The sequence below is a fragment of the Acuticoccus kalidii genome, from assembly GCF_021556395.1.
GTDB lineage: Bacteria > Pseudomonadota > Alphaproteobacteria > Rhizobiales > Amorphaceae > Acuticoccus > Acuticoccus kalidii.
Map to the genome: position 1 here is coordinate 274,589 of NZ_JAKGCS010000010.1, position 12,284 is coordinate 286,872.

The 12,284-nt window shown below is 68.4% G+C and carries 10 protein-coding genes; 3 read left to right on the forward strand and 7 right to left on the reverse strand.

Going from position 1 to position 12,284, the window contains the following annotated elements; translation table 11 throughout:
- Positions 1 to 3: 3 nt before the first annotated feature.
- From L1787_RS07275 to L1787_RS07290, 4 genes are all read right to left on the reverse strand, one after another.
- A complete protein-coding gene (locus L1787_RS07275; protein ID WP_235708020.1) occupies positions 4 to 1,728 on the reverse strand; it encodes an ABC transporter ATP-binding protein in 1,725 nt (574 codons plus the stop codon).
- Between the two features lie 158 nt (positions 1,729 to 1,886).
- Positions 1,887 to 2,762, reverse strand: coding sequence for an MBL fold metallo-hydrolase (locus L1787_RS07280; RefSeq protein ID WP_235708021.1), 876 nt, complete (start codon positions 2,760 to 2,762; stop codon positions 1,887 to 1,889).
- 138 nt (positions 2,763 to 2,900) lie between these two features.
- Complete coding sequence (locus L1787_RS07285) at positions 2,901 to 3,887, reverse strand: YeiH family protein (RefSeq protein ID WP_235708022.1); 987 nt, start codon at positions 3,885 to 3,887, stop codon at positions 2,901 to 2,903.
- Between the two features lie 46 nt (positions 3,888 to 3,933).
- Entirely contained in the window at positions 3,934 to 4,695 is a 762-nt protein-coding gene (locus tag L1787_RS07290; RefSeq protein WP_235708023.1) for an SDR family NAD(P)-dependent oxidoreductase, read from the reverse strand.
- Positions 4,696 to 5,157: 462 nt separating this feature from the next.
- On the opposite strand from L1787_RS07290, the gene L1787_RS07295 reads away from it, so the two are divergent.
- The gene (locus L1787_RS07295; RefSeq protein ID WP_235708024.1) at positions 5,158 to 5,946 is read left to right on the forward strand and encodes an IclR family transcriptional regulator domain-containing protein; all 789 of its coding nucleotides are present in this window, start codon (positions 5,158 to 5,160) and stop codon (positions 5,944 to 5,946) included.
- Between the two features lie 37 nt (positions 5,947 to 5,983).
- On the opposite strand, the gene L1787_RS07300 is transcribed toward L1787_RS07295, so the two are convergent.
- Positions 5,984 to 7,711, reverse strand: a complete 1,728-nt coding sequence (locus L1787_RS07300) for an FAD-dependent oxidoreductase (protein WP_235708025.1) — start codon at positions 7,709 to 7,711, stop codon at positions 5,984 to 5,986.
- Positions 7,712 to 7,851: 140 nt separating this feature from the next.
- Here L1787_RS07300 and L1787_RS07305 point away from each other — a divergent pair, with 140 nt between their 5' ends.
- A complete protein-coding gene (locus tag L1787_RS07305) occupies positions 7,852 to 8,610 on the forward strand; it encodes an SDR family NAD(P)-dependent oxidoreductase (protein WP_235708026.1) in 759 nt (252 codons plus the stop codon).
- Positions 8,611 to 8,637: 27 nt separating this feature from the next.
- Here the strand turns inward: L1787_RS07305 and L1787_RS07310 are convergent, their stop codons facing one another.
- Both L1787_RS07310 and L1787_RS07315 read right to left on the reverse strand, forming a co-directional pair.
- Complete coding sequence (locus L1787_RS07310; RefSeq protein ID WP_235708027.1) at positions 8,638 to 9,759, reverse strand: NADH:flavin oxidoreductase/NADH oxidase; 1,122 nt, start codon at positions 9,757 to 9,759, stop codon at positions 8,638 to 8,640.
- Between the two features lie 14 nt (positions 9,760 to 9,773).
- Entirely contained in the window at positions 9,774 to 10,721 is a 948-nt protein-coding gene (locus L1787_RS07315; protein WP_235708028.1) for a dihydrodipicolinate synthase family protein, read from the reverse strand.
- Between the two features lie 354 nt (positions 10,722 to 11,075).
- Here L1787_RS07315 and L1787_RS07320 point away from each other — a divergent pair, with 354 nt between their 5' ends.
- The gene (locus tag L1787_RS07320) at positions 11,076 to 12,212 is read left to right on the forward strand and encodes an NAD(P)/FAD-dependent oxidoreductase (protein ID WP_235708029.1); all 1,137 of its coding nucleotides are present in this window, start codon (positions 11,076 to 11,078) and stop codon (positions 12,210 to 12,212) included.
- The last annotated feature ends 72 nt before the right edge of the window (positions 12,213 to 12,284 follow it).

Genomic DNA, 12,284 nt, shown 5'->3' on the forward strand with positions numbered 1-12,284 from the left:
CCCTCAGGCCCCCGCGAATTGGGCTTCGTGGAGGCGGCGATAGATCCCCTGCGCCGCGACGAGATCGCCGTGGCGTCCTTCTTCGGCGATTCCGTCGTGTGTCACGACGACGATCCGGTCCGCGTCGCGGATCGTCGCGAGGCGGTGGGCGATCATCAGCGTCGTGCGCCCCTCGGACAGCTTGGCGAGTGAGGCTTGAATCTCCCGCTCGGTTTCCGAATCGAGCGCGGACGTCGCCTCGTCGAGGATCAGGATCGCCGGATCCTTCAAGAAGATGCGGGCGATCGCGAGGCGCTGCTTCTGCCCGCCGGAGAGCTTCACGCCGCGCTCGCCGATCACCGTGTCGAGCCCCTCGGGAAGGCCGTCGATCAGCGTGTCGAGCCGCGCGGAGGTGACGGCCTTGCGGATATCGTCGTCACTCGCGCCGAGCCGGCCATAGGCGATATTGTCTCGGATCGTGCCGGCGAAGAGGAAGACGTCCTGTTGGACGATGCCGATCTGGCGGCGCAAAGACGAGAGCGTGACGTCCTGGATATCGAGCCCGTCGATCGTGATGCGGCCTTCGCTCGGCTCGTAAAAACGGGGAAGGAGCGAGCAGATCGTCGTCTTGCCCGCGCCCGACGGGCCGACAAAGGCGACCGTCTCACCCGCCCGGATCGTCAGGTCGATGCCCGAGAGGATCTTGCGCGAGCCTTGATAGCCGAAGCTCACATTCTCATAGCGGATCTCGTTGGCGATCTCCGGCAGGTCGACGGCGCCGGGACGGTCGACGATATCGGGCTCCGTCTCCAGAAGTTCGAGATAGGAGCGGAAGCCGGCGACACCCTTCGGATAGACCTCGAGGACGGCGTTGATCTTGTCGATCGGCCGGAAGAACACGTTGACGAGCAGCAGGAAGCCGATGAAGCCGCCCGCCGTCAGCTCCCCCCGGATTACGAACCAGGTGCCGGCGATCATCACGATCACCTGGATGAGGCGCATACCGAAATAGGATAGCGCGCTGTTGGCGGCCATCATCTTGTAGGCGGCGAGCTTGGTCGCGCGATAGCGCGCATTGTCGACGGCGAAGAGCTGGCGCTCGTGCTCCTCGTTGCCGAACGCCTGGACGACGCGCATTCCGCCGACATTTTCTTCGAGCCGCGCATTGAACGCGCCGACGCTGCGGAAGAGGTTGCGGAAATTGTGCGTCATCCGCGTGCCGAAATGGGTCGTCAGCCACGCGATCAGGGGGACGATCGCGCCGGTGATGAGCGCGAGCTCGACATTCACCGTCGTCATCAGGAGGAAGGCGCCGAAGAAGGTCATCACGGCGAGGAAGACGTCTTCCGGCCCGTGATGGGCGACCTCGCCGACCTCTTCGAGATCCTTGGTCACGCGGGCGACGAGGTGTCCGGTCTTCTGATTGTCGTAGTAGCTGAAGGAGAGCTTTTGCAGGTGGTCGAACGCCCGGCGGCGCATCTCGGTCTCGATGTTGATGCCGAGCATATGACCCCAATAGGTCACGACCGACATCAGCCCCGTATTCAGAATATAGACCGCGAGGAGGCCGAGCGCCGCGGCGATGATGAGGCCCCAATTCTGCGCCGGCAAAAGGTGGTCGATATAAAGCTTCACCGCCATCGGGAAGCTGAGTTCGAGAAGTCCCGACAGCACCGCACAGCCGAAATCGAGCGCGAAGAGGCCCTTATAGGGGGCGTAATAAGCGAAGAATTTGCGCAAGAGCGTCATCCGGCTCCATCCTACGGCACGAACGCGGCGATGCCCGCCGCGGACGAGAGCGGCGATCGGGGCAAACGGAGCGCGGGGTTCAGATGTCGTCGCCCGAGCGGGCGATCGGCGATGATGTACGCCGACCGCGTCCTTTCATCAATGCACGATGGCGGGCGTCAGGTGCGCGGGGAAAAGTGGTCGATCGGGATCTTGAGGTAGGACCGGCCGTTTTTCTCCGGGGCCGGCTTGCGGCCGCCGCGAATGTTGATCTGGAGCGCGGCGAGCATCAGCTTGGGAAGCGGCAATGTCGCGTCCCGCGCATCGCGCACGGCGCGATAATCGGCTTCGCTGACGCCGTCCTTCATGTGGATGTTGGTCGCCTTCTGCTCGGCGACGGTCGATTGGCACATCGCCTCGCGCCCCTTCGGCGCATAGTCGTGGCCGACGAAGACGCGCGTTTCGTCGGGGAGGGCAAGGATCGCCTGGAGGCTGCGATAAAGATCGGCCGAAGATCCGCCCGGAAAGTCGGCGCGGCTCGTCCCCGCGTCCGGCATCATCAGCGTGTCGTGGACGAACGCGGCGTCGCCCGCGACATAGGTGATCGAGGCGAGCGTGTGCCCCGGCGAGAACATCACCCGCACGGCGATCTCGCCGACATGGAACACCTCGCCATCGGCAAACAGCCGGTCCCATTGGCGGCCGTCGGTCGGAAGGTCGGGCAGATTGTAGATCTCCTGCCAGAGCGTCTGCACCTTCACGACATGCTCGCCGATCCCCGTCGGCGCACCGAGCCGCTCGGCGAGGATGGGGGCGGCGGAGAAATGGTCGGCATGGGGGTGGGTGTCGAGAATGTGGACGATCTCGATCCCCTCGGCGGCGACATGTGCGAGGATCGCGTCGACGCATTCGGTCGTCGTCGCGCCCGCGTTCGCGTCATAATTCCACACGGGGTCGACGATCGCGCCCTTCATCGTGACCGGGTCGTGGAAGACGTATTGCCAACTTCCGGTCGCCTTGTCCCAGAACGATTTTACGACGGGTCGGTTCGCCATGGTCTCCTCGCGTGTCGATGAACGGTCCCGACGAGGGACGCCATCGCGCGGTTGATAACACTGCGATGCGTCAAACGCGCCTCCACTTTGAACGGGCGTTTCACCGCACCGATGCCGGGAGGCCGCGCCGCGTTTCGCTCAGAACCAGATGAGGACCACGGTGACAGCCGCCGCGAGGAGAAGCAGCGTCTCGGTGACGATGAGGCCGATATGCCCGCCGCCGAGCTGGAACATCGCCGCGAGCGAGGTTTTCACGCCGAGCGCCGCGATCGCCACCACGAGGAAGGCGCGGGAGACGGTGTTGATGAGCGCCTCGACCTCCAGCGGCACGATACCGGTGCTGTTGATCGCGACGAAGACGGCAAACGCGATGACGAACCAGGGCAGGGAGATCCCTTTCGCCTCGCCCCCGCGGCTCATGAACGAGACCGCGAGGAGGACGACGGGCAGAAGCGCGACGCGCTCGAGCTTCACGAGCGCGGCGGTGTTGCCGGCGACCTCGCTCACCGAATAGCCGGCACCGACGACCTGGGCGACATCGTGGATCGTCGCGCCGATCAGGAAGCCGATTTCCGCATCGCCGAGCCCGAGAACCTGGAAGAGGATCGGATAGCCGATCATCGCGATGGTGGAGAGCGTGGTGACGGCGATCACCGTAAAGAGCGTATCGCGCTCCAACGTCTTGCTTTTGGGCAGGACGGCGGCGAGGGCGAGCGCCGCCGAGGCGCCGCAGATCGCGACCGCCCCGCCGGTGAGTACGCCGAAGGTCCGCGGCCGTCCGAAGACGGGGGCGAGGACGAGGCCGGCGCCGATCGTGAACGCGAGGAGGAGGCACACCGTCAACACGACGCCCGCCCCCATCGAAATGATGTCCTCGACATGCAGGCGAAAGCCGAGAAGGGCGACGCCGAGCCGAAGGACCGTCTTCGATGCGAGATCGATGCCGGGCGCGCATTGCGGCTGGTCGTGGAGGAAATGGAAGGCGATGCCGATGAGAAGCGCGAACAGCATCGCCGGCGCGCCATAATGGTCGGCGAGGAAGCCGGCGCATGCCCCGATCGTCGCCGCGAGACCGAGGCCGCGCCAGTGGGTCTCGACGTGCCGGATCAGGCTCCGCCCCGTCATCGCGCGTCCTCCACCATCATCGTCCCATGCGTGCCGCGATCGGTCGTCATGCGAGGGTCAACCCGCCATCGACATGGAGCATCTGGCCGGTGATGAAGCCGGCATCGCGCGACAGAAGGAAGTCGGCGGCGGCGGCGACATCGTCCGGCAGCGCGAGCCGTCCCATCGGCGCGCGCGCCGCCGCCTTTTCCCAGGCGGCTGCGTTCAGGATGGTGTGGCCGGTCGCATCCTTGCGGGTATAGCCGGGAACGACGCAATTGACCGTCGTCCCGCTCGGCGCGAGCTGGACCGCGAGGCTTTTCGCAAGGGCTTCGAGGGCGCCCTTCGCGGTGGCGCTGACGGGAAAGAGGGCATCGGGCGCGAACACGTGCGCGACGAACGAGCTGACGGCGATGATGCGCCCCCATTCGGACCGTTCGAGGTGGGGAAGGGCCGCTTCCGCGAGGCGGTAGAGGGCTTCCGGCATCGACCGGAACGAGGCGGCGAGCGCATCGGGATCGGCCTCGCCGACGAGGCGGCGGTCGGCATGGCCGGCATTGGAGACGATCTGATCGACCCGGCCGAAGCGGTTCGCCGCGTCCACGACGAGCGCTGCAGCGGCGCCCGCCTCCGTGAGGTCGGACAGCACCGTTGCGCAGACGGCCCCCTTCGCCTCGATCTCGGCCGCGATCGCGGCGAGCCCGTCCCGGTTCTGGCGCGTGTGGAGGAGGAGGCGCGTGCCGGGCGCGGCGAGGCGTCGTGCGGTGGCGGCGCCGATGCCGCTTGCCGCGCCGGTGATGATCACGACGCGTTCGATCGTTTCAGTCATTCTGCTGTCCGCTCGCGACGACGGGGCCGCCGGCCCGCCATCGTCGGCGCGCCGGGATCGCCTGATCATGACCCGATTCGCAAGGCGGGACGATCGCGATCGACGAGGCTCTTCGTGCGCTGCCGGTATATTGAAGCCCGACAGGTCGTCTTTTCAGTCGACTCCGAGAGGCTTTATGATGGCGATCCCCTGTCGCGGCGCGGCGCCGGCCCGTGGGGGTGATCGCCCTCGATCGGTTCGAGATCTTGCCACATTTTTCGGCGATGCGTGCCCCACCAGGACGGACCGAGGCGCGATCGGCAAGAGCGGATCCCGGTTTCGGCGGAGGTCGGGCTTGGATTGGTGCGCAAAAGTGTATATTCGCACTGCGCACAATTGTACGCAAAATGTGGAATACTGCGATCGTGCCCGTCATCGGACGGGCGCGGCGCGTAGCTGAGTGGAGACGGGATGGCGGGCACGGTGGCTGTTGAGTCTGAGAACGAGGACGCCGGTTCGACGCGCGATTTCGTCGCCTCCTTTTCGCGTGGGCTCGACGTGATCCGGGCCTTCAGCCGGGCGCGCCCGTCGATGACGCTGAGCGAGATCGCGGCCGAAACCGAGATGACCCGCGCCGCCGCGCGCCGCTTCCTCCTCACGCTCGTGCGAGAAGGCTACGCCGAGACCGACGGCAAGCATTTCCGCCTCACCGCCAAAATCTTGGAACTCGGCTTTTCCGTGCTCGCCTCCATGAACATCCTGGAGGTGCTGCAGCCGGCGATGGAAGATCTCGCCAAGGAAATGAACGAGTCCTGCTTCGCCGCCGTCCTCGACGGAATGTCGGTGATCTATATCGCCCGCGCCGCCTCGCTCCGCTTCTTCGATGTCGATCTCCATATCGGCAGCCGCGTTCCGGCGCATTGCGTATCGAGCGGGCGCGTCCTTCTCGCGGCGTTGACGCCGGAGGAACTCGACAAGCACCTCGCCGGCGCGAAGCTCGAGGCGTTGACCGAGATGACGCTGACGAGCAAGCCGAAGCTGAAAAAGGCGATCGCCGACGTTCGCCGGCAAGGCTGGTCGCTCGTCGACCAGGAGCTCGAACTCGGCCTGCGCTCCATCTCCGCGCCGATCAAATCGCCGAGCGGAAGCACGGTGTGTGCGCTCAACATGTGCTGCCCGACGCCGCGGATCTCGCTCGACGAGGTGCATTCCCGCTTCATCCCCCGCTTGGTGCAGACGGCGGAGCGCATCTCCTTCGCGCTGCTGCGCTGACGAACGCGCCTCGCCCGGCGGACGCCGGGGTCCGGGGTCAACGATCCTGCGGTTCGCGCGGGCGCGCGCCGATCGCGAGAAGGTCCGCGATGGCGACGGGCTTGACCGGGGCGCGCGGCGCGAAGAGCGAAAACTCGTGCGGCACCCCGCCGCCCGATGTTGCGATGAGGCTTGCGAGGATCGGGGCGCAATAGCGGCCCTGACAGCGGCCCATGCCGAGGCGGGTCGCCCGCTTCACTTCCCCGATGGAGGCCGCACCGTCCGACATCGCGGCGGCGATGTCGGATCGCCTCACGCCCTCGCAGCGGCAGATCGGGGTGTCGGGCTCGGCAAGCTCGGTCTCGAGGCGCGGGGCGGCGAACGCGCGCCACAAGGCGCTCTGAAAGGCGCGGTGGCGGGGCAGGCGACGGCGCGCGGCGGCGATCTCGCGGTCGGCGGGCGCGGCGAGCGGCCGGCCGAGCGAAGCGGCGATCGCCGCACCCGCGATGCGTCCCTCGTCGACCGCGGCCGGCGCACCGCCGAGGCCACAACAATCGCCGGCGGCATAGAGCCCCGCGACGGTCGTCGCTCCGTCCGAATCCCGCTCGGTGACGAGATGGTGCCGCGCCGGGTCGAAATGGTGGCGAGCGCCGAGGGCGCGCAGAATTTCGTTCTGGGGCTGGAAGCCATAGCCGACCGCCACCACGTCGACCTCGATCGTTGCGAGCGGCGCGCCGGGCGCTCCGCCATCAAGCCGACGAAGCGTCGCCGCGAGGCCGGACCCGGTCGCCTCGACCGCGCCGATGACCGCGCCATGATGGAGCGCGATACCCGCCCGCTTCAACGCCCACAGATATGAGACGCCCTTGAGGGCGAGGGCCGGGTCGGCCGCGAGCATCCGCATTCCGGCGAGCGTCGAGGGCGCGGCGGAAAGCTCGGCGACGGCGACCACCTCCGCCCCGCCGCGCTGAAGCTCGACCGCGACCTGCAGGTTCAGCGGCCCGTTGCCGGCAATGAGGATCCGTTTCCCGGCGAGCGTGCGGTAGCTGCGCCAAAGGGTCTGTGCGGCGCCCGTCGTCATCACGCCGGGAAGGGTCCAGCCGGGAAAGGGGAGGCCGCGCTCATAGGCGCCGGTCGCGACGAGGGCCCGCTTCGGGGCGAGGATCGTGTTCGTCCCGTTATGAAGGAGGCCGAACTCGAGCGGGGGAAAGGCGCCCCAGATCTCCGCGCCGGACAGGATGGTGACACCCGCGCGCCGCGCCCGTTCGATGAGGGCCGCGCCGCCGGCCGCCTGCGCATCGGCGTGATGGTCGCCCGCATGGGGGGCGGCTGGCTGTTTGTAGAACTGACCGCCCGGCATCGGCCGCTCGTCGACGAGGAGGACGTCGAGCCCCGCTTCCGCCGCGACCGATGCGGCCGACAATCCCGCCGCACCGCCGCCGAGCACGAGGAGGTCGGGCCGCGCGCCCTCGATCGCGGCGATATCTGTGGCGATCGGCGCGGCGGGCCTCGCGAGTGGGTCGATCACGCCTTGCCGGGTGATGGTGTGATCGCCGGTCACCTTCGTCATGCAGGCGCGGACATTGAGTTGGCCGTCGAGGGTGACGACGCACTCCTGACAAACGCCCATGCCGCAGAAGAGACCGCGCGGCGTGCCGGTCTCGCTGGCGCGGAGGCGGCGTTCCCCGGCGCTGGTGAGCGCGGCGGCCACGGTTTCGCCGCGCCGTGCCGGGATCGGCCGGCCGTCGAATGTCAGCCACGCATCGGCATCGTCGGATCGCGTCATGGACCTTGCCTTCGCCCGGCCACGCGATGCGGAAAGGGCGTTTGGGTCGATTTTGTCACCGTGGACGATTTCCTCCGCGATGTCGCGCCGTTAGCGTACGGATGTGCGCGTTGCGCACAAGCTCCAGCATGGACGACCGAATGCCCGACGCCAACGCTCCTCTTCTCGCCAACCGCCGCGCCCTCGTGACGGGAGGCGCTCGCGGTCTCGGCGCTGCCATCGCGGCGCGGTTCGCCGCGGCCGGTGCGGTTGGCGCGGTGCTCGATCGCGAGGCCGGGGCGGCGCCGCCCGGATGGCTCGCGCTCGATGCGGACGTCGCCGAGCCCGCGCGCCTTGCCGAGGTGATCGACGCTGCGGCCGAGCGGCTCGGCGGGCTCGACATCGTCGTCGCAAATGCCGGGATCGTGCCGCCATGGCGCCGGATCGAGGCGCTCGACTTCGCCGAATGGGATCGCGCCTTCGCAATCAATGTGCGCGGCGTCGCGGCGACGCTCAAGGCGGCGGTCCCGCACATGCGCGCCCGCGGCGGGTCGATCATCCTGATGGCCTCGCTGAATGGCCGCCGCGCCCATCCGCGTCAGGCGGCCTATAGCGCGACGAAGCACGCCGTCATCGGTCTGATGCGCGCAGCGGCCGCGGATCTCGGTGCCTATGGCATCCGCGTCAACACGCTGTCGCCGGGGCCGGTCGCGACGGATGCCTTGCGCGGCCGTGTCGAGGCGCGCGCCGAGGCGGGGGGCACCTCGGCGGCCGCGGCCTTCGCCGCGATGGGGGCGGAGGCCGCGCTCGGCCGGATCGCGACGGAGGAGGAGGTCGCGGGGGCGGCGCTCTTCCTCGCAAGCGATCTGTCCGCGGGGATCACCGGGACCGACATTCCGATCGACGCCGGGCTCGCCTGACCGGCGGGGCGGCGCCGACCGGTGGCGTCAGCTCTTCGCCGACTGCGCGCGGCGGCGCAGATAGAAGGCGTATTGCTGGGGCAGGACGGCGAACGGGTCGGGATGGCCGAGCGCTTCGGCCGCCCGGTAGGGCCAGGCGCCGTCCGACAGGAACTCGCGCGCGATCGCGATGAGATCGGCCTTGTCCGACTGGAGGATTTCCTCGGCGAGCTCCGGCTCGGTGATCATGCCGACGGCCATCGTCGCGATGCCCGCCCCCTCGCGCACCGCTTCGGCGAGGGGCACCTGAAAGCCGGGCTTCGGCAAGACCATCTGAAGGCTGACGGATCCTGCGATCCCGCCCGACGAGCAGTCGATCACGTCGACCCGCCGCGCCTTCAGCTCGCGGGCGAGGGCGACCGTGTCCTCCACCGTGAGGCCGCCTTCCGCATTGTCCGTCACCGACGCGCGGTAAAAGAGGGGCTTGTCCTGCGGCCAGACCGCGGCGATCGCCTCGACGACCTCGAGGGGAAAGCGCATCCGATTGGCGAGCGAGCCGCCATATTCGTCGGTCCGCGTGTTGGAGAGCGGCGACATGAAGGTGTGCGCGAGATAGCCGTGCGCGCCGTGGATCTCGATGACGTCGAAGCCGGCGCGGTCGGCCCGCTTCGCGGCGAGGGCGAAGGCGTCGACGATCTCGGCGATCTCCGCCTTGGTGAGCGCCTTCGGTGTGTGCCACCCCTCGACCGCCGGAAGGGCGCTCGGGGCAAGGGTCGGCCAGGGCGGCTCGCGCCCGTCGGGATCGAGCGGGCCGGCCCCGTCCCAGGGGCGGCGCGTCGAGGCCTTGCGTCCGGCATGGCCGAGCTGGATTCCGGCCGCGCTGCCATGCGCATGATAAAGATCGACGATGCGCGACAGTCCCTCGACATGGCCGTCATCATAGATGCCGAGACAGCCGGGCGTGATCCGCCCGGCCGCCGTCACGCCGGTCGCTTCGAGGATCGTGAGACCGACGCCGCCGAGCGCGAAGCGGCCATGGTGGGCAAGGTGCCATTCGGTGGCGTGACCGTCGACGGCCGAATATTGGCACATCGGCGCGACGACGATCCGGTTCTTCAACGTGACGCCGCGAAGCGCCATCGGCTCGAAAAGGCGGGGAAGGGCCGCCACGTGATCGGGTCCGCTCACGCTGCGACCGGCCGGCGCTCGAGTTCGTCCATCAGCGTGTCGAGTTCGCCCATGATGGCGGTGATCGTCGCGACGCGGCGCTCACCCTCCGCACCGAGCGCGGCGAAGGTGGTGAGCGGGGCCCGCACGTCCCCGACGGGGCAGCCGGCCGCGGCGGCGAGCGCCTTCGAATAACATTGGTGGCCGTAGGTCGGGTGGCCCTCGGCGATCACATGATCGAGCTTGGTGATGAGGCGCTGGATCGCCTTCGCATCCTCGATCCGCCCCGCGACGAGAAAATCCCAAATTCGGGCGGACGCGCGGGGGATGTAGTTGCCGTAGGGGTTCACATAGCCGACGGCGCCGAGGAGGAAGGATTCCACGATCCGCTCACCGGCGAAGACGTTCATCACGCCACCGGTCGCCTCCACGACATCGAAGACGCGGGCGACGTCCATGCTCGCCTCCTTGATGTAGCGGATGTTCTCGTGCGCGGCGGTGAGGCGGGCGACGAGGGCGGCCGACATGTCGACATTCGAGGTGACGGGGTTGTTGTAGAGCATGATGGGCAGCCGCACCGCCTCGGCGATCGCGCCATAATAGCCGGCGATCTCGTCCTCGGTGGGGGTGTAATAATAGGGTGGGACGATCATCAGCCCGTCCGCGCCGAATTCCTCCGCTTCCTTCGAATAGCGCACGGCGTTCGGCGTGTAGGCGTTCATCGTGCCGACGAGGACGTCCATCCGGCCGGCCACATGCTCGACCGTCGCCTTGACGAACTGGCGGCGCTCCTCGTCGGAGATGGTGAGGAACTCGCCGGTCGTTCCGAGGATGATGATCCCCGGCACCTTGTTCTCGAGCTGCCAGTCGAGAAAGCGGCGCTGCGCGTCGAGGTCGAGCGCGGCGCCGCCTTCGGCAAAGGGCGTGACGCTGACGGTGTAGCTGCCGCGGAAAGTCTTCATCATGATACTCTCTTGTGAGCGCGTGACCGGCGAACGCCGTCGATCGGGCCGGCGGACACGAGGCGGAACGGGCGCCATGAAGCGCGCGGAGCGGCCGTTTCAGCGACCGTCGACCAAGGCCCGGCCGCCGGTGGCGATGCGCCGAGCGGCGACCCCGTCGGGACAGACGAACGCGGCGCGCGGCGGGGAGAAGCGAACATCGGGTGGTGAATCTCGCGGCAAACGCTGTAACGGTATGCGAACAGAAGTTACCACTACGCACAGAAGGCTGTAAACCAGCCGCCGGCCCGGCCGCCGGACGATCGCGATTTCGCCGGGCGGGGTGGGGTTGTCGGGTTCTGGTCGGGAGCGATGCGTGTGAAGGTCGATATCGCGATCATCGGGGGCGGGATCACGGGGTGCGCCACGGCCCACCGCCTCGCCGAAGGCGGGGCCGAGGTGATGGTCCTCGAACGCGGCGAGATTGCCGCGCTCGCCTCCGCCGCGAACGCCGGCTCGCTCCATGCACAGATCCCGTTCGACCCCTTCCTCAACAAAGGCGAGGACTGGGCGCGCGCCTACGCCCCGGTGACGCGGATCATGAGCGCGGCGGTCGACGCTTGGAAGGAGGTCGAGACGATGCTCGGCGTCTCGTTGGAGGTCGCGGTGAAGGGGGGGCTCCTCGTCGCGTCGAATGCGGCGGCGATGCGGGCGGCGGAGCGCAAGGCGGCGATCGAGGCCGAGGCCGGTCTCGATGTCGCGATCTGGTCGGCCTCCGATCTGCGGCGCGAGGCGCCTTATCTCGCCCCCGATCATGTCGGCGCGGTCTTCTGCGCCAATGAGGGCAAGGCGAACCCGCTCCTCGCCGGACGAGCCTTCGCGACGGCCGCGAGCCGGCGCGGCGCCGTCATCCGGCGGGACACCGAAGTGCTTGCGTTGGAGCGGCGCGCGGGGCGCTGGCATCTTCGTCTCGACGGGGATTGCGTCGAGGCGGAGATCGTCGTCAACGCCGCCGGAACCGACGCTGCGCGCGTTGCGAGCCTCGCAGGAGTGCCGTTCGCGGCGGAAGGTTACCCGATCCAATCGTGCGTCACGGAGCGGGCCGGCCCGGTCGTGCCCCATCTCGTCTATGCGACACGCGAAAAGCTGACCTTGAAGCAGACGGCGACGGGCTCGCTGATCATCGGCGGCGGCTGGCCCTCGCGCCGGATCGGCGACGCGCCGCCGACGGTCGATCCGCGCAATCTCCTGCGCAATCTCGAGGTCGCCACCGCGACGATGCCGAGCCTTGCCCATCTGCGCATCGTGCGAAGCTGGGCCGCGATCGTCAACGGGACAGAGGATTGGATGCCGATCATCGGCGAGGCGGACGGCGCGCCCGGTTTCTGGAACGCCTATTTTCCGTGGATGGGGTTCACCGCCGCCCCGATCGTCGCGCGGTGGGTGGCGGACGGGATCCTCGATGGACGGGCGATGCGGCGAACCGGGACGGGAACGGTGATCGAGGCGTCGTGAGCCACCGTTGTCCCGAAGGGGGCGATGGCGACCGCGGTCGCCGGGTCCATCATGCGGCGAGGGTGGGCCGTG